17 protein-coding genes are annotated in these 16,087 nt (G+C 69.1%); 4 read left to right on the forward strand and 13 right to left on the reverse strand.

From position 1 onward, the window contains the following. Nucleotide 1 precedes the first annotated feature (1 nt). The 7 genes from hisD to RAMLITH_RS22370 are packed head-to-tail and all read right to left on the reverse strand — an operon-like array spanning nucleotide 2 to nucleotide 8,873. A complete protein-coding gene (gene hisD, locus RAMLITH_RS22340) occupies nucleotides 2-1,321 on the reverse strand; it encodes a histidinol dehydrogenase (RefSeq protein ID WP_168109671.1) in 1,320 nt (439 codons plus the stop codon). Nucleotides 1,322-1,368: 47 nt separating this feature from the next. Further along, a complete protein-coding gene (gene kce, locus RAMLITH_RS22345) occupies nucleotides 1,369-2,301 on the reverse strand; it encodes a 3,5-dioxohexanoate:acetyl-CoA acetone transferase (protein WP_168109672.1) in 933 nt (310 codons plus the stop codon). A gap of 8 nt (nucleotides 2,302-2,309) precedes the next feature. Beyond that, nucleotides 2,310-3,257 (reverse strand): 3-hydroxyacyl-CoA dehydrogenase, encoded by a 948-nt coding sequence (locus tag RAMLITH_RS22350; protein WP_238344336.1) that lies wholly within the window; start codon nucleotides 3,255-3,257, stop codon nucleotides 2,310-2,312. A gap of 9 nt (nucleotides 3,258-3,266) precedes the next feature. Further along, nucleotides 3,267-4,049: an SDR family oxidoreductase gene (locus tag RAMLITH_RS22355; RefSeq protein ID WP_168109673.1), complete on the reverse strand. Its 783-nt coding sequence runs from the start codon at nucleotides 4,047-4,049 to the stop codon at nucleotides 3,267-3,269. A 43-nt stretch (nucleotides 4,050-4,092) separates the two neighbouring features. After that, nucleotides 4,093-6,675 (reverse strand): branched-chain amino acid ABC transporter ATP-binding protein/permease, encoded by a 2,583-nt coding sequence (locus tag RAMLITH_RS22360; protein WP_337786196.1) that lies wholly within the window; start codon nucleotides 6,673-6,675, stop codon nucleotides 4,093-4,095. A 5-nt stretch (nucleotides 6,676-6,680) separates the two neighbouring features. Further along, nucleotides 6,681-7,562, reverse strand: coding sequence for a branched-chain amino acid ABC transporter permease (locus RAMLITH_RS22365; RefSeq protein ID WP_168109674.1), 882 nt, complete (start codon nucleotides 7,560-7,562; stop codon nucleotides 6,681-6,683). 57 nt (nucleotides 7,563-7,619) lie between these two features. Continuing rightward, nucleotides 7,620-8,873 (reverse strand): ABC transporter substrate-binding protein, encoded by a 1,254-nt coding sequence (locus RAMLITH_RS22370; protein ID WP_181017812.1) that lies wholly within the window; start codon nucleotides 8,871-8,873, stop codon nucleotides 7,620-7,622. A 170-nt stretch (nucleotides 8,874-9,043) separates the two neighbouring features. Here RAMLITH_RS22370 and RAMLITH_RS22375 point away from each other — a divergent pair, with 170 nt between their 5' ends. Both RAMLITH_RS22375 and RAMLITH_RS22380 read left to right on the forward strand, forming a co-directional pair. Next, nucleotides 9,044-9,775, forward strand: coding sequence for a GntR family transcriptional regulator (locus RAMLITH_RS22375; RefSeq protein WP_168109675.1), 732 nt, complete (start codon nucleotides 9,044-9,046; stop codon nucleotides 9,773-9,775). A 120-nt stretch (nucleotides 9,776-9,895) separates the two neighbouring features. Then, entirely contained in the window at nucleotides 9,896-10,513 is a 618-nt protein-coding gene (locus RAMLITH_RS22380) for a DUF2231 domain-containing protein (protein WP_168109676.1), read from the forward strand. Between the two features lie 44 nt (nucleotides 10,514-10,557). Here RAMLITH_RS22380 and RAMLITH_RS22385 read toward each other — a convergent pair whose 3' ends face one another. From RAMLITH_RS22385 to RAMLITH_RS22400, 4 genes are all read right to left on the reverse strand, one after another. After that, on the reverse strand, nucleotides 10,558-10,785 hold the full coding sequence (locus RAMLITH_RS22385) for a hypothetical protein (protein WP_168109677.1): 228 nt from the start codon (nucleotides 10,783-10,785) through the stop codon (nucleotides 10,558-10,560). A gap of 142 nt (nucleotides 10,786-10,927) precedes the next feature. After that, entirely contained in the window at nucleotides 10,928-11,677 is a 750-nt protein-coding gene (locus RAMLITH_RS22390) for a class I SAM-dependent methyltransferase (RefSeq protein ID WP_168109678.1), read from the reverse strand. 50 nt (nucleotides 11,678-11,727) lie between these two features. After that, on the reverse strand, nucleotides 11,728-12,144 hold the full coding sequence (locus RAMLITH_RS22395; RefSeq protein ID WP_168109679.1) for a hotdog fold thioesterase: 417 nt from the start codon (nucleotides 12,142-12,144) through the stop codon (nucleotides 11,728-11,730). A gap of 40 nt (nucleotides 12,145-12,184) precedes the next feature. Beyond that, nucleotides 12,185-13,348, reverse strand: coding sequence for a mandelate racemase/muconate lactonizing enzyme family protein (locus tag RAMLITH_RS22400; RefSeq protein WP_168109680.1), 1,164 nt, complete (start codon nucleotides 13,346-13,348; stop codon nucleotides 12,185-12,187). Between the two features lie 136 nt (nucleotides 13,349-13,484). Here RAMLITH_RS22400 and RAMLITH_RS22405 point away from each other — a divergent pair, with 136 nt between their 5' ends. Further along, nucleotides 13,485-14,381 (forward strand): LysR family transcriptional regulator, encoded by an 897-nt coding sequence (locus tag RAMLITH_RS22405; RefSeq protein ID WP_168109681.1) that lies wholly within the window; start codon nucleotides 13,485-13,487, stop codon nucleotides 14,379-14,381. Between the two features lie 138 nt (nucleotides 14,382-14,519). Here RAMLITH_RS22405 and RAMLITH_RS22410 read toward each other — a convergent pair whose 3' ends face one another. Further along, nucleotides 14,520-15,392 carry a c-type cytochrome gene (locus RAMLITH_RS22410; RefSeq protein ID WP_168109682.1) on the reverse strand — a complete coding sequence of 291 codons (873 nt, stop codon included), beginning with the start codon at nucleotides 15,390-15,392 and terminating at the stop codon, nucleotides 14,520-14,522. 9 nt (nucleotides 15,393-15,401) lie between these two features. After that, nucleotides 15,402-15,809 (reverse strand): c-type cytochrome, encoded by a 408-nt coding sequence (locus RAMLITH_RS22415; protein ID WP_238344337.1) that lies wholly within the window; start codon nucleotides 15,807-15,809, stop codon nucleotides 15,402-15,404. A gap of 25 nt (nucleotides 15,810-15,834) precedes the next feature. On the opposite strand from RAMLITH_RS22415, the gene RAMLITH_RS26150 reads away from it, so the two are divergent. Beyond that, nucleotides 15,835-15,960, forward strand: coding sequence for a hypothetical protein (locus RAMLITH_RS26150; RefSeq protein ID WP_272954212.1), 126 nt, complete (start codon nucleotides 15,835-15,837; stop codon nucleotides 15,958-15,960). Nucleotides 15,961-16,087 lie beyond the last annotated feature (127 nt).

The raw sequence follows: 16,087 nt of genomic DNA on the forward strand, positions 1-16,087 counted from the left end.
GTCAGCGCTCCGCGGGAACAGGCTGGTACCAGGGCAGCTCGGGCCGCTGGCCGTAGCGGCGCACCCGGATGTTGGCCTGCTCGCCGTGCCCGGCGAAATTCTCCATGTGGCACAGGCGGGAACAGTACTCGCCCATCAGCGCGCTGGCCTCGTCGGTCAGCACCTTCTGGTAGGTGCAGGTCTTGAGGAACTTGCCGACCCAGAGGCCGCCCGTGTAGCGGGCGTTGCGGTTGGTCGGCAGCGTGTGGTTGGTGCCGATGACCTTGTCGCCGAAGCTGACGTTGGTGCGCGGTCCCAGGAACAGCGCACCGTAGTTGGTCATGTTCGCCAGGAACCAGTCGGGGTCGCGCGTCATCACCTGCACGTGTTCGAACGCGAGCTCGTCGGCCTTGGCCAGCATTTCGGCGTCGCTGTCGCAGACGATGACCTCGCCGTAGTCGCGCCAGCTTTGCGAGGCGATGGCCGCCGTGGGCAGCGCCTGCAGTTGCCGCTCGACCTCGCGCATCGTGTCCTGCGCCAGCTGCTCGCTGGTCGTGAGCAGCACGGCCGGCGACGTGGGGCCGTGCTCGGCCTGCCCCAGCAGGTCGACGGCGCACAGTTGCGCGTCGACGCTGTCGTCGGCGATCACCAGCGTCTCGGTGGGACCGGCGAACAGGTCGATGCCGACCCGCCCGTAGAGCTGGCGCTTGGCTTCGGCCACGTACATGTTTCCGGGACCGACCAGCATGTCCACCGGGGCGATGCTCTTCGTGCCTACCGCCATCGCAACCACGGCCTGCACGCCGCCCAGCACCAGGATCTCGTCGGCGCCGGCCATGTGCATCGCCGTCACGATCGCGGGATGCGGGCGGCCCTGGAACGGCGGTGCCGTCGCCACCACGCGCTTGACGCCGGCCACCTTGGCCGTGAGCACGCTCATGTGGGCCGACGCGATCATGGGGTACTTGCCGCCCGGGATGTAGCAGCCCACCGCGTTCACGGGAATGTGCTTGTGGCCCAGGACGACGCCGGGCGCCGTCTCGACCTCGACGTCCTTCATGGACTCGCGCTGGATGCGTGCGAACTGCCGGATCTGCTTCTGCGCGAAGGCGATGTCCTCGATCTCGCGCCCGGACAGCGCCCGGCGCGCCGCCTCGACGTCGGCCTGCGACAGGCGGAAATCGGCGGGATCCCACTGGTCGAACTTGCGGCTGTAGTCGCGCACGGCCGTGTCGCCGCGCCCCTCGACGTCCTTGATGATGGCCTCGACGGTCGCGCGCACCTTGGCGTCGTCGTCGGCGCGCACTTGCACGTCCTTGCCGCGCTTGAGAAAACGGATCATGTGATTCCCCGCAGGTTGGAGCCGGCGCGCGATGCGCGCCGTCGGCTCTAGAAGGCGACCTTGTCCGCGCCCTTCAGGCCCAGCAGGCTGCGAGCCTCGGCCGGCGTCGCCACTTCCAGGTTCAGCGCCTCCAGCACGGTGCGAATGCGCGTCACCTGCTCGGCACTCGATTTTGCCAGCTGCCCGGGCCCGATCCACAGCGAGTCCTCCAGCCCCACGCGCACGTGCGAACCCATCGCTGCGCCGATGCTGGCCAGGGCGATCTGGCCCTTGCCGGCGCCCAGGATCGACCACTGGTACTGGTCGCCGAACAGCCGGTCGGCCGTGCGCCGCATGTGCATGAGGTCCTCCGGGTGCGGGCCGATCCCGCCCAGGATGCCGAACACGGACTGCACGAACAGCGGACCGCTCACCAGCCCGCGGTCCAGGAAGTGGGCCAGGTTGTACAGGTGGCTGATGTCGTAGCACTCGAACTCGAAGCGGGTGCCGTTCTCGGTGCCCTTGCGCAGGATCGCCTCGATGTCCTTGAACGTGTTCTTGAAGATCAGGTCCCGGCTGTTTTCCAGGTGCTGTCGCTCCCACTCGTGCCTGAATTCCCTGAATCGCTGCAGCATCGGAAACAGGCCGAAGTTCATCGAGCCCATGTTCAGCGACGCCACCTCGGGCTTGAACGCCATGGCCGGCCGCATCCGGTCCTCCACGGTCATGTGGGGACTGCCGCCGGTCGTGATGTTCACCACCGCATCGGTCCGCGCCTTGATCTGCTCGAGGAACGGGACGAACAGCTCGGGATCCTGCGACGGCCGGCCGTCCTCGGGATTGCGCGCATGCAGGTGCAGGATGGCGGCGCCGGCCTGAGCCGCCGCGATCGCGGCGGCCGCGATCTCGTCGGCGGTCACCGGCAGGTACGGCGACATGCTGGGCGTGTGGATCGCGCCGGTCGGGGCGCAGGTGATGATGACCTTTCGGCTCTTGCTCATGGGATTCCTCAGGTTGTCTCTTTGCCGGCGGCCTGCTTGTGCAGCGCCAGCGCCATCAGGCGGCGGTCGCGCCAGGTGCGGCGCTCGCCGAGTGCCTCGGCCGGCAGCAGGGCGCGGCGCTCCGCATGGAGGCGGGCCACCAACTCCGGCGACCAGGGCTCGGTCGAGGTCTGTTCCTTCGCGATGGACTGATACAGACCGCCGTACCGGCCGCAGTAGTCGGCCAAGCCGCCCGGGGCGTTCAGGTCGATCGTCTCGAACGGTCCAATGAACGACCAGCGCAGGCCCAGCCCGTCGCGTACCGTGGTGTCCAGCCCGTCGGCGTCGACGTACCCCTGCTCGACCAGCCGGAAGGCTTCGCGCAGCAGCGCGCCCTGCAACCGGTTGAGGATGAACCCTTCCAGTTCCTTGCGCACATGGACCGGCTTCTGGCCGATTGCGAGCATGAGCGCCTGGCATCGGTCAATGGTGTCGCTGCCGGTCCACGGCGCGCCGCACACTTCCACCACCGGAATGAGATACGGCGGGTTCACCGGGTGGGCGACCAGGCAGCGGGCGCGCCCCGCGAGCTCCTCGGTGAAGGCCGAGGCCGGGATGCTGGAGGTGGAGCTGGCCAGCACCGCGGCGGCCGGCGCGATCGCGTCCATGCGCGCGAAGATTTCGCGCTTGAGCGCCAGGACCTCGGGCAGGTTCTCCTGCACGTAGTCGACGCCGCCCAGTGCATCCTCCAGCCGCGCGCAGGTGGCGACCCGCGCTACCAGTTCGCCCGCATTCCGAACCAGGCCGCTGCCAGCGAGCTCGGCCGCCAGTTCGCCCACCAGCACCCGTGACCGGGCCAGTGCCGCCGCGTCGCCGTCCCACAGCCGCACCTCGCACCCGGCGCGGGCGAACACCAGCGCCCAGGCCTGGCCGATCAGCCCGGCCCCGATCACGGCAATCTTCATGCTCTTGTCCATGCTGCTCTTTCAGCTCAAGGCCTGGGTGTGGCCGTCCACGGCCAGCGCCTGGCCGGTGATGCTGGCGGCGGCGGCGCTGCTGGCGAACAACACCGTGTTGGCGACGTCCTCGGCCGTGACCATGCGCCCGAGTGAGGCCTGGCTTTCATAAGCCTGCGTCACGCTTTCCACGCTGGCTCCGCTGACACCGGCTTTCGCGGCGATCACCGCCCGGATGCGCGGCCCGTCCACCGCGCCCGGAAGCACCGCATTGACGCGGATTCCTTCGCGGCCCAGCTCGATCGCGAGCGACTTGGTCAACCCGATCACTGCCCACTTCGACGCGGAGTACGCGGAACGCCCGGGCATGCCCAGGTGACCGGCGGCCGAGGACATGTTGAGGATCGAAGGACTGCGCGCCCGCCGCAGCCGGTGCACGGCGTGCTTGGCGCAGAGGAACTGGCCGACCACGTTGACGTCCAGGGTCCGCACGATGTCTTCCCGCCGCAGATCCGCGATCAGCGCCGTGGGGCCAGCGACGCCGGCGTTGTTGACCAGCACGTCGAGTCCCCCGAGGGCCGCGTCGACCTGCGCGAACATCGCTTCGACACTGGCTTCGTCGGCGACGTCGGCCACGCACCCGTTGAGGCCGGCAACCGCCGCCCGCGCCTGCGCCAGTGCCGCCGCGTCGATGTCGCAGACGAACACCTTCGCCCCCGCTTCGGCGAAGCCGCGCGCCATGACCAGGCCGATGCCGCTGCCGCCGGCGGTGACCAGGACCCGCAGGCCGGCCAGTGAAGGATCTTTCAGCATGGATCGTGCTTCTCTCTGTGTTGATGGTCCGGGTGGATTGGCTTCAGATCCAGAGCTTCTCGCGCCGGAAGTCCAGGTCCTTGAGCAGCGGCAGCGCCGGCCCGTGATGGGAGACGCGGCCGCGGTCGAGCACGATGGCGCGGTCCGCCAGCGCCAGCGTCAGGTCGAGGTTGTGGTCGACGATCAGCATCGTCACCTCACCCTTCAGGCGCAGGATGGCGTTGAACACCTCCTCGGTCATCGCCGGCGACAGGCCCTCGAACGGCTCGTCCAGCAGCAGCACCTTGACGTGACCGGCGAGCGCGCGCGCGATGGCGACCATCTGCTGCTCGCCGCCCGAGAGCAGCTCCACGTTGACGTCGTAGCGCTGGCGCAGCTGCGGGAAGATCGTGAAGATCCGATCGTCGGTCCAGGCGTTGGCACCGGCGCCGCGGCGGCGCAGCCGGCCGAGCATCAGGTTGTCCCGCACGGTGAGCCCGGGGAACAGCCGCCGGCCCTGCGGCACGAACGCGATCCCCAGCCGCGCCATCACCTCGGGCACCGGCGCCGTGATGGTGCGCCCCGCGATGCGCACTTCGCCGGCGCCCAGCCGGGCCATGCCGATCAGGCTCTTGAGCAGCGTCGACTTGCCGGCGCCGTTGCGGCCCAGCACGGCCAGCACTTCGCCGTCGCGCGCCTCGAAGCCGATGCCCGAGAGTATGTGGCTCTTGCCGTAGTACGCCTCGATGCCGGCGACGGCGATGCACACGTCCTCGCCGAGGCGGGTGGGCACCACCTTCTGCGCCAGTGCCTCGGTCCCCGAGCCGATGTAGATTTCCCGAACCCGCTGGTCGGTGCGCACGGCGGCCGGAGGGCCCTCCACCAGCACCGTCCCCATGCTCATCACGGTGATGCGGTCGGACAGCTCGAAGACGCGGTCCACGTCGTGCTCCACCAGCAGCACCCCGATGCGCTGCGCCAACTGGCGGATCAGGCGCCCGATGCGTTCGCGCTCGGCCGCGGCCAATCCGGCCAGCGGTTCGTCCAGTAGCAGGATGCGCGGCGCCGAGCCGAGGGCGAGCCCCATGTCCACCAGGCGCTGGCCGCCGTAGGAAAGATCCTCCGCCGGCGCAGCTTCCATGCCGTCGACGCCGAGGAAGCGCACCAGTTCGTCGGTCTGCGCTTCGGTGTGCTCGAGCGCGTCGGCGCGGCGCAGCATCGAGAAACGGTGGCGGTCGCGCGCCATGACCGCGAGCCGGAGGTTGTCGCGCACCGACAGCCCGCCGAAGAGATTGGTGATCTGGAACGACCGGCTGATGCCGGCTGCGCAGACCGCCGTCGGATCGTTGCCGCCGAAAACCCGGTCGCCCAGGCGGATCGAGCCCGTGGCCGGCGTGAACATGCCGGACAGCAGGTTGAACAGCGAGGTCTTGCCGGCGCCGTTCGGGCCGATCAGCGCATGCAAACCGGCCGGCATGACCTTCAGGTTCACGTTGCTGACGGCCTTGAACGGGCCGAAATGCAGGCTCACGTTGTCCGCGACCAGCGCCGCCTCGCCGCCGCCCGGCAGGAAGGACGGGAACGGCTGCGCCGTCGCCGGCGTCTTGCGCGCGGCCATGGCGGCCGACACGGTGGCCTCGGGACGGAGCCAGCGCAGCAGCCGTGCGCCGATGCCGACCAGGCCCGAGGGCGACAGCAGGATGAAGGCCACGAACACCAGGCCGAAGAACAGCAGCCAGTTCTCCGTGTACTGCGAGAGGTATTCGCGGAAGAGCAGGAAGAACAGCGCGCCGATCAACGGCCCCGCGAAGCTGCGCATGCCGCCGATCAGCACCATCGCCAGCAGTTCGCCGGAGAAGGGCACCGAGAGCATCTCGGCCGAGGCGATCCGGTGATTGAGCACCGACAGGCCGCCGGCGAGGCCGGTGACCAGCGCGGAAATGACGAACGCGGCCAGCTTGTAGCGGCCGATCGGGAAGCCGATGAAGCCCGTGCGCTGCTGGTTCTCGCGGATGGCGACCAGCACCTTGCCGAACGGCGACTGCGTCAGGCGCAGCATGAACATGCCCACCAGCAGCGCGATCACCGCCACGAAGACGTAGAAGTTCCAGGGATTGTCGAGGGAGATGCCCAGGACCGATCGCCGCTCGACGCCGCCCAGGCCGTTCTCACCGCCGGTCAGCGCCGTCCAGCGAAACGCCACCGTGAACGCGAGCGCGCTGAGCGCCAGCGTCAGCAGCGAGAAGTACACGCCCTTGCGGCGAAGGATCAGTGCCCCGAGGACGGCCGATGCCCCCAGCACCAGCGCCGCCGACAGGGCCAGCGGCAGGACGACCGAGCCCGGGAAGTAGCGCAGCTGGATGATCGCCACCGCATAGGCGCCAAGCCCGAACCACGCCGCATGGCCGAACGAGACGAGGCCCGTCGAGCCGAGCAGCAGGTTCAGGCCGAGGCCGACCATCGCGAGCAGCACGCAGTCGACCGCGGAGGTCATGGTCAGCCCGCCGGCCTGCAGGGCGAACGGCAGCACGACCAGTCCGAGCGCCATGCCGGCGGCGACCTTGGCCTCGCGCCAGGCGGAGGAACGGGTGGCGGCCGCCTGCTGGTCCACCTGGAGGCCCTGAAGGGTTCTTGCGTTCGTGCTCACGGGCTTCACTCCAGGCGATCCATGCGCTCACCCATCAGCCCGCGCGGACGCAGCAGCAGGACGATCAACATCAGGACGTATAGCGACGCCTCGGACGCGGGCGGAAAGAAGTAGGTGGTCAGGCCCCGGATCACGCCGACCAGCAGCGCCGCCACCACCACGCCCCAGAAACTGCCCAGTCCGCCGATGACGACGACGACGAAGGCCGCGGTCATGATCTCCTGTCCCATCGCCGGATGCACTCCCGTGATGGGCGCCAGCAGCACGCCGGCCAGTCCCGCCATGCCGATGCCGATGCCGCACACCGCCGTCAGTACCGGACCGAGCGAGATCCCGAGCGCCCGCACCATCTCCGGGTCCGCGACGCCGGCCTTCACCACCTTGCCGAACGACGTCCGGTTCAGCAGCACCCAGGTGGCCGTCAGCGTCGTGGCCGCCACCGCGAGCATGCCGATGCGGTAGTACGGGTACATGAAGTCGCCGATCGCCAGCTGGCCACGGGCGAAGGCGGGAATATTGAATTGCAGCGGCGAGGCGCCGTAGGCCATGCGCAGCCCCTGCTCGATGATCATCGCCAGCCCGAACGTGAAGAGCAGGCTCAGCACCGGATCGGCCTTGTAGAAATGCCGCAGGAACAGCCGCTCCAGCAACATGCCCAGCGCCGCGACGATCAGCGGCGCGGACACGAAGGCCACGCCGTAGCCCGCCAGCTGGGTGACCTGCACCATCAGGTAGGCGCCGATCGCGAACAAGGCCCCGTGGGCCAGGTTGACCACGCCGCCGAGGCTGAAGATGATGGACAGCCCCAGCGCGATCAGCAGGTAATAGACGCCGAGCAGCAGGCCGTTGATCACCTGCTCGGCCAGAAACACGAATTCGACAGCCAACGCTTTCTCCCCGGGGTGTCCAACGGGCCGGGTGCAGCGGCACCCGGCCCCCTGCCGTCAGGCGAACGTACAGGCGTTTTCCTCGCGGGTCGGCGCGAGCACTTCAAGGCTCTCGTTCGGGCCGGGGACCGACGCGCTGGTCTGCATCACGTCCCACTTGCTTGCCGGCTTGCCCTCGGCCGGCTTGACGGTGTACATCTCGAACATCAGCTGGTGGTCCCACGGGCGGAAGTAGCCTTCGCGGGCGCGCAGGACGTCGAACTTGACGCCGCTCTCCAGGTAGCCGATGAGTTTCTGCACGTCGGTGGTCTTCGTTTCCTGCATCGCTCGGGCCAGGACCTTCACCGCCAGGTAGTCGGCCACGGCCTGGTTGTCGGGCGGCCGGCCCCAGCGCTTGGTGAAGCGCTCGGTGAAGGCCTTGGCGGTCGGCGACTGGACCTGGTGCGTCCAGATGATGGGCCAGGTTCCGGAGAAACTGCCCTCCCCGGCGCCCCAGATGCTGGACGCGTTGAGGTCGGCGCCGGCCAGCGGGATCGGCAGGTTGAACTCCCGGTACTGCTTCATGAAGTTCGTCGTCTGGTTGCCGGCCAGGTTGCTCATGACCAGGTCCGGCCGCTGCTGCCGGATCTTCAGGATCATCGAGCTGTATTCGGTCGCGTCGGTCGGGATGTTGTCGTTGGAGACGAAGACGGCGCCGTTCTGGTCCATGAAGCGCTTGGTCTTCTCGAACAGGTCGTGGCCGAAGGCGTAGTCGGCGGTGAACGCCATCCAGCGCTTGCCCTTGACCATGTTCTGGCGCAGCATCTCGCGCCCGATGGTGCGCACGTACATGCTGTTGTTGGCCTCGAGGTGGAACATGTAGCGGCTGCAGCTCTTGCCGCGCAGTTCGTCCGAATTGCAGCCGGTCTGCAGGAACAGCTTCTGCGCGCGCGAGGCAACCTGCGCGATGGCCAAGCCGGACGCCGAACTGATTTCGCCGACGATCACGTCCACCCGGTCGCGCTCGACCATGCGTTGCGCCTTGGTGGAGGCCGTCTGGGGATTGACGCTGTCTTCCATCAGCAGTTCGTAAGGCCGGCCGAGCACGCCGCCGGCGGCGTTGATCTCCTCCACGGCGAGCGTGACGCCCATGACCGCGTACTCGCCCATCGGGCCCAGGAAGCCAGTGCGCGGCGTCAGGTGGCCGATGCGGATCGAATTGGACTGCGCCCGCAAGATGGCCGGCGCACCGAGGCCGAGGGCCGCCGTCGCCATCGCGCCCAGGACAAGCCGCCGGTCTTGCTGCGCGGGCAAGCTCTTTTTGTCATTCATGTGCTGTCTCCTCGTGGTGAATCCGCAGCGATGCGGGAAATGAGGGTGTCGCCCTCGGCCCGCGCATGGTAACGTTGTGATCACAGATATCTGATACGGGATTACCCTGCGACCCGCCGCGCCGGGCCGTTTCCACACCGGCGAAAATCCGGGTTCATGGATGGAGTCACATGTCAGTCACGAGCCTGGTCACGCCGCTGAAACGCCAAACGTTGAGTGGAGACGTCTACGACCAGTTCAAGGAACTGCTCATCAGCGGCCGCATGATGCCGGGCGAGCAGATCTCGCTGCGCAACATGGCGCAGGCGTTGGGAGTCAGCGTCATGCCGGTACGGGAGGCCGTTCAACGGCTGGCGGCCGAGCAGGCACTGGAAATCTCGCCGAACCGGACGCTGCGGGTGCCACGGATGTCGGTGAGCCAGTTCCGCGAGATCACCAGCATTCGCACGAATCTCGAAGGGATGGCGACGGCTGCCTCGACCGCGACGATGGAGACCGCTGAGATCCAGCAGGTGGTGCTATGGCACGAGCGGTTCACGCACGAAATGGCAAAGAAACAGCCGGACGGCTCGCACCTGATTTCCTTCAACAAGGAACTGCACTTTGCCATCTACCGCGGCGCGCGCATGCCGGTGCTGCTGCAGCTCATCGAAGCGTTGTGGCTGAGGATAGGACCTATCCTCAACTACGACTTGCGATCCGGCCCCACGCGGGTCGGTGAGCGCGTCGCCCTGAGCCACCACGCCAGTCTGGTCCGCGCGATACAGGCCCGCGACAGCGAGGCGGCGAGGACGGCGCTGCAGGCCGACATCAACAGCGCGGCCGATTTCATCATCTCGGTGGGAGCCTTGGTCGCCGCCGATGCACCACCGCCGGTTCCGCAGGCTGGCAATCCGAAGTGAGGCTGGCCTGACCAACGCTGCGGCGGCGCCGGTCCCGTCCGGCATCCAGTCGCAAGCCGGTCCTACAGCGCCATGAAGCGCCCCGGGTGATGGTGGGGTTCCGCACAGAGGAGCCCTGCCATGCGCACGCCCGCCCAGCTCGCCGGCCATCCAATCCACCCGATGCTCGTTCCCATCCCGATCGGGTTGTGGCTGTTCTCGTTCGCCTGCGACGTCATCGCGACCCGTGTCGCGGAGCCGGCCAGCTGGGTCACCGCATCCGAATACGCGATGGTGGGCGGCATCCTCGGCGCGCTGGCGGCGGCGCTCCCCGGGCTGGTCGACCTGCTGTCGCTGCGCGGCCGCCCCATCCAGAAGACCGCCATCAAGCACATGGTCCTCAACCTGGTCGTCGTCGCCCTGTTCGCCGCCAACGCGTGGCTGCGCCTGCAGGATTCGATCGGCCACGGCGCATCGCTTGCGCTGTCGGCCGTGTCGATCGCGCTGCTCGGCGTCTCCGGCTGGCTCGGCGGAAAGATGGTCTACGAAGCCGGCGTGGCGGTGAATGCCGACGATGCCGCCGCGACTCGCGCCACCGGCTGGCAGCCCGACCGCAACCGGGGCCGTCCCGCGTCGCAAGGCTTCGGCACCGGCCACGCCATGGCCGCGGACAGCGCGCGTCCTTCGCGCGACCGCAATGACGGCCGCGCTTCGGCCGCGCGAAGCGAACGGGACACGGACCGGGACTCCGGCCGCTGACCGACCCCCTGGGCCGGGACGGTACTTCCGTCCCGACCGCGAGGTCACTGCGCGTCGTGGGCCGTCGGACGATCCTGCGAGCGCAGGGAACGGCTGACCGAGTCCTGCACCGCGCTGCATTCGTCCTTCAGCCGGCGCACCTTTTCCTCGAGGATCGCCACCGCGCGCCCGCCGGGGTTGCGCTGGCGTGCGGTACGCAGTTCCAGGTCCGCCAACACCCATTCGCCGTAGGTGGACCGCCACCGCTCCAGACCGCTCTCGACCGAATTCATGCCTGCTTCCTTTCCTCGCGGCTCCCCCGCGTGCAATGCACGAGCGTACGGCCAAGCGCCGATCCCTTGCGTAGGTCCCGCGTCGCCAGTTGCGTAGGAATGCGCGGACAGCCGGGCCGGGACCGAGTCCGGTCGGTGACGTTCACCTGCCAGGTGCCGGCGCAGCCGGCGCCGAGCGGCGCGCCATCGCCAGCCAGGCCGGCGCCGGCAGGTCCCAGCGCCGCTCGATTTCCGCGGCCCGCGCGGCAAGCACATGCTCGGGCGGCAGTTCGCCGCAGTGCGCGATCACGACCACGTTGCCGGCCTCGGTGGGCGGAAACTGCCACAGCGCACGCGGCCGCAGGCCTTCGCGCAGCCGCGCGACGCACGCGCGCGCATCGAGGGCCCGGCCGATCAGGTTCACCGCGACGGTGCCGCCTTCGCGCAAGCCGGTGCGGCAGCCGGCGTAGAAGGCCTCGGTATCGAGCACGGGCTTGTCGACCGAGCCGGTATAGGCATCCACCTGCAGCACGTCGATGCTGCGACGGGTGGCCGGCCGCGCGATGTATTCGGCGGCATCGCCGTGCACCACCCGCAGCCCGTTGCCGTCGGGCGGCAGCATGAAGTGCGCGCGGCACGCTTCGATCACGCCCGCATCGATCTCGACGGCGGTCGCGTGCATGCCGAGCACGCGATGGGCGAACTTCGTCAGCGAACCGGCGCCCAGACCCAGGGTGACGAGGTGCTTGCCGGCCAGCGACTCCGGGTCGTGGAAGAGCAGCCACGCCGACATCCGCACGGCGTACTCCAGTTCCAGCCGGTCCGGTGCGGCTATGCGCATCACGCCCTGGCACCACCGGGTGCCGAAGTTCAGCAGGCGCAGGCCCTCGGCCTCGGTGACGACGATTTCCATCGAGCGAGCCTACCGCAGGCCATAGGCCGTCGCCGCTCCGTCCTGCGCCGTCAGCCGGCCTGCTCGCGAATGATCCGGAACGTGCCCTGGCCGAGGGCGACCACGCCGGCGCGACCATCGAGGATCTCGGCGCGCATGAAGACGGTGCGGCCGGTCTTCCGCAGGCTCGCCGCTTCGCACGTGAACGGGCCGTGCGTCGCCGGCGCGGGGTACTGGATGCTGCAGTCGACGGTGGCGACGCTCTCGCCGGGCCCGGCCAGCGACATCGCGGCCCAGGCCATGGTGGTGTCGATTACCGTGAACAGCACGCCGCCGTGCGGGCTGCCCGGCGAAGGCCAGCAGGCATTCGCCGTGGGTGCGAGCGTGGCCCGCGCCTGTCCGCCGCCGCAGTGCTCGATCCGGATGCCCAGCGCGTGGTACAGCAGGTTGTCGTTCAGGCGAGCAAGCGTGTCGGGCGAAAAATCCACGGAAGTCTCCTCGGGCCGCCCAGGATGATGCCAGCTTGTGTCACGCCAGCTGGCGCATCACCTCGTACAGCGCCGCCTTGGCTTCGAAGCCGACGCCGGGCACCTGGGGCAGGCCGACGTAGCCGTCCTGCACCGAGATGCCGTCGGCAAAGCCGCCGAACGGCTGGAATACGTCCGGGTACGACTCGTTGCCGCCCAGGTGCAGGCCGGCCGCGATGTTCAACGACATCTGGTGGCCGCCGTGAGGCACCACGCGCCGCGTCGACCAGCCAAGCTCCTTCATGACATCCAGCGTGCGCATGTACTCGACCAGGCCGTACGACAGCGCGCAGTCGAACTGCAGCCAGTCGCGGTCGGGGCGCATCCCGCCATAGCGCAGCAGGTTGCGCGCGTCCTGGTGGCTGAACAGGTTCTCGCCGGTGGCGAGCGCGCCCGGATAGTGCCCGGCCAGTTCGGCCTGCAAGGCGTAGTCGAGCGGGTCGCCGGCTTCCTCGTACCAGAACAGGCCGTAGGGCAGCAGCGCCTTGGCATAGGCGATCGCGGTCTTGAGGTCGAACCGGCCGTTGGCGTCGACGGCGAGGTACTTGCCGTCGCCCACGACGGCCAGCACCGCCTCGATACGGCGCAGGTCCTCTTCGAGGCTGGCGGCGCCGATCTTCATCTTCACGACCTTGTAGCCGCGATCGAGATACCCGCGCATCTCGTCCTGCAGCTTGCCGTGGTCCTTGCCCGGGTAGTAGTAGCCGCCGGCGGCATACACCCACACCTTGTCGTCGGCCTCGCCACCGCGGTAGCGGTCCGCTAGCAGCCGGTACAAGGGCTTGCCCTCGATCTTGGCGACCGCGTCCCACACGGCCATGTCGATGGTGCCGACGGCCACCGAGCGCTCGCCGTGGCCGCCCGGCTTCTCGTTGGTCATCAGGGTCTTCCAGATCGCGAACGGATCCAGGTTGTCGTGCTCGCGGTCGACGAGGCTGTCGGGATTGGCGGTCAGCACCCGGTCGATGAAGCGCTCGCGCATCAGCGCGCCCTGCCCGTAGCGGCCATTAGAATTGAACCCGTAGCCCACCACGGGCTTGCCGTCGCGCACGACGTCGGTCACCACCGCGACGACCGAGCACGTCATCTTCGAGAAGTCGATGTAGGCATTGGCCATCGGCGACGCGATGGAAACGGTCTTTTCCCTGATCTCGGTAATTCGCATGTGCAGCTCCAGTTCGATTGACGTCGCCAAGGGTACGGCCGCGGGCGGCGCGGGGCCAATGCCGTTTCGCGGCCGCGCGATGCCGTTGCGGCATCGCCCGGGAAGCGCCGGATAAGCTGCACCAGGCGCTCGCTGCATGGAACTGGTCTGGCTGCAGGATTTCGTCGCGCTCGCCGAGTGCGGCAACTTCTCGCGGGCCGCCGCGGCCCGCCACGTCACCCAGCCCGCCTTCAGCCGCCGCATTCGCGCACTGGAGGAGTGGATCGGCGTTCCCCTGTTCAACCGCACGCCGCACGGCTGCAGCCTCACGGCGGCCGGCGAGCGGTTCCGTCAGGACGCGGAGCATGTCGTGCGGCAGCTGCTTGCGCTGCGGCAGGAGGCCAGGGACGCTGGCGGCAAGGAGTCGCGGACGCTGCGGTTCGCGGCCACGCAGACCTTGTCGTTCACGTTCTTTCCGGGCTGGATGAGGATCCTCGGGCAGCAGGCGGACTTCGGCGAGATCCAGCTCAACACCGGCAGCATGGCAGCCTGCGAGCAGATGCTGCTGCACGGCCAGGCGCAATTCCTCCTGTGCCATCGGCATCCGGCCGTCGAAGTGCCGCTGCCGCGCGACGATTTCACGTTCCTGGTCGTCGGCCACGACCGGCTGGTCGCGCTGACCGCCGCCGACGAGAGCGGCAAGCCGCGCTGGCGCCCCGGCCATGGCGGCGACATCTCCTACCTGGGCTACAGCCCGGACTCGGGCATCGGCCGCATCGTCGAATCGCTGGCGCCACCGCAGCACGCCCGCTCCACGCATCGTCCGGTGCTCACGTCGCACCTGGCCGCGGCCCTGCTGCCGATGGTGCGCAGCGGCGATGGCCTGGCGTGGCTGCCGCACAGCCTGGCGCAGGCCGAGATGGAGGCCGGCCACCTGGTGCGGGCGCTGTCAGCCGGGCAGGACATTCCCCTCGAAATCTGCCTGTTCCGGTCCGTCGCGCCGCTCGGCGGCGCCGCCGAGGCCTTCTGGCAGCTGCTGCAGGCGCGCGGCTGACGACGCCGCGGCGAGCGCGATCGCACGCGTCTCGGGCTTGGGTCCGCGCCCCGGATCGGAGTCGCAGCCGAAAGGTCCCAGCAGCACGGCGACCATGAAGACATAACGTGGCGTCATTGCGTTCTCCCGATAAGGCCGTCAGTGCACCTCGTCCAGCGTGGCCAGGAAAGCCGCGATGTCGCGTGCGTCGCGCTCGGCCAGCCCCAGCGCCGGCATCGCCGACAGCGGATCGAACTGCTGCGGGTTCTGCAGCCATCGGACCATGTTGTCGGGCGTGTTGGGAACGACGCCGCCGATGGAACGGCGCGTGCCCATGCCGGTCAGCGGCGGCCCGACGTGCCGGTTGGCGCCGACGATGCCCGGGATGACGTGGCACGTCGCGCACAGGTAGTGATGCGCGGCCCGGCGCCCGGCGTCCGGATCCCCGCGCGGCGCGGCCGAGGCCAGCGTGGCGCCGCCACCGGCGCCCTGCTCGCGCTGGTGGCGAGGCGGCGCGGCATCCTGCGTCATCGCCGCATACTCGCGCGGCGTCATGCCCACGCTGGCCTCGACGAAGGCGACCGTGTCCCAGATCTCGTCGTCGGTCATGCGGTATTGCCACGCCGGCATGCCGCTCATCTTGACGCCGTGCTTGACCACCCAGAACGTCTCCGCGGGCTTCCAGGTGCGCGCCGTGGCCACCAGGTTGGCCGGCGCCGGCGTCATGCCCAAGGCGAGCGCGCCCGGAGCGACCCCCGGGGCGCCATGGCACTGGACGCAGTGCTCGCGGTAGTGCGCGGCGCCGCGGCGCACGCGCTGGGCATCGCGGAGATTCGGCACGGCGTCCTCGTCTGCCCGCGCCATGACCGAGCGCCGCATCGCGTAGTCGAGCACGTGGTAGACGGGCGCCGTGTGCTGGTCGGTCGCCGAGATGTCGTAGAGGCCCAGCCAGACCACCAGCCCCGCGCCGGCGCCGCCCAGCCCCAGCAGCAGCAAGGCGGCCATGGCGAGCGTGCGCAGCCTGATCGTCATCGCCACGGTTCAGTGGACGGAATACAGGTAGGCGGCCATGTCCCGAGCCTCCGCTTCGGAAACGCCAAGCTTGGGCATCACCGTCCGCGGTGCGACGGCCGGCGGGTCCTGCAGCCATCGCACCAGGTTGTCCGGAAGGTTGGGCAGCACGCCGGCAAGGTAGACGCGGGATGCGAGCTGGCCCAGCGGCGGTCCGACGTTCGCGCCGTAGGCAGGGATGCCGGGAATGGTGTGACACGCCGGGCAGCCGTAGCGCTCGATCACCGCCTTGCCGCGCCCGGCTTCGCCGCCGGCAACGTGCAGCTTCGGAGGCGACTCGCTGCAACCGACGAGCAAGGCCACCGACGCGAGCAGCCACTGCAACGGCCAGCGGTTGCAGTGCGCCGGGCTGGGTGCGCGAGCAATCGTCGCGCGCAAGGTGGATCGTTGTCGTGACGGCGGCATGGATGCGCTGGCTCGCGGCGGTGGCGCGCCGACGGCCCAGGTGAAGCGTTTCATTCTGCGGGAGCGGCTCGGCGCGGCGGCGCGCAACCGTTTGTTCCGGCCGGTAACAAACCAAAGCAAGTGAAAAAAACGCGTAGCCGGCCCGCACCGCGCGCCATCGCGGCCGCGATTCGTGAATCATTTGTGCCAATCGATGGGCGCGCCGGCACCGCCAGTGCCACGCCGCGCCATCGCAACCGCCTCATCAACTG

Source organism: Ramlibacter lithotrophicus, assembly GCF_012184415.1.
GTDB classification, from domain to species: Bacteria; Pseudomonadota; Gammaproteobacteria; order Burkholderiales; family Burkholderiaceae_C; genus Ramlibacter; species Ramlibacter lithotrophicus.

Bases quoted from the DNA above. Each gene is read 5' to 3' on its own strand.
- hisD (WP_168109671.1), bottom strand. From the start codon at position 1,321: ATGATCCGTTTTCTCAAGCGCGGCAAGGACGTGCAAGTGCGCGCCGAC.
- kce (WP_168109672.1), bottom strand. From the start codon at position 2,301: ATGAGCAAGAGCCGAAAGGTCATCATCACCTGCGCCCCGACCGGCGCG.
- RAMLITH_RS22350 (WP_238344336.1), bottom strand. From the start codon at position 3,257: ATGGACAAGAGCATGAAGATTGCCGTGATCGGGGCCGGGCTGATCGGC.
- RAMLITH_RS22355 (WP_168109673.1), bottom strand. From the start codon at position 4,049: ATGCTGAAAGATCCTTCACTGGCCGGCCTGCGGGTCCTGGTCACCGCC.
- RAMLITH_RS22370 (WP_181017812.1), bottom strand. From the start codon at position 8,873: ATGAATGACAAAAAGAGCTTGCCCGCGCAGCAAGACCGGCGGCTTGTC.
- RAMLITH_RS22375 (WP_168109675.1), top strand. From the start codon at position 9,044: ATGTCAGTCACGAGCCTGGTCACGCCGCTGAAACGCCAAACGTTGAGT.
- RAMLITH_RS22380 (WP_168109676.1), top strand. From the start codon at position 9,896: ATGCGCACGCCCGCCCAGCTCGCCGGCCATCCAATCCACCCGATGCTC.
- RAMLITH_RS22385 (WP_168109677.1), bottom strand. From the start codon at position 10,785: ATGAATTCGGTCGAGAGCGGTCTGGAGCGGTGGCGGTCCACCTACGGC.
- RAMLITH_RS22390 (WP_168109678.1), bottom strand. From the start codon at position 11,677: ATGGAAATCGTCGTCACCGAGGCCGAGGGCCTGCGCCTGCTGAACTTC.
- RAMLITH_RS22400 (WP_168109680.1), bottom strand. From the start codon at position 13,348: ATGCGAATTACCGAGATCAGGGAAAAGACCGTTTCCATCGCGTCGCCG.
- RAMLITH_RS22405 (WP_168109681.1), top strand. From the start codon at position 13,485: ATGGAACTGGTCTGGCTGCAGGATTTCGTCGCGCTCGCCGAGTGCGGC.
- RAMLITH_RS22410 (WP_168109682.1), bottom strand. From the start codon at position 15,392: ATGACGATCAGGCTGCGCACGCTCGCCATGGCCGCCTTGCTGCTGCTG.
- RAMLITH_RS26150 (WP_272954212.1), top strand. From the start codon at position 15,835: ATGGATGCGCTGGCTCGCGGCGGTGGCGCGCCGACGGCCCAGGTGAAG.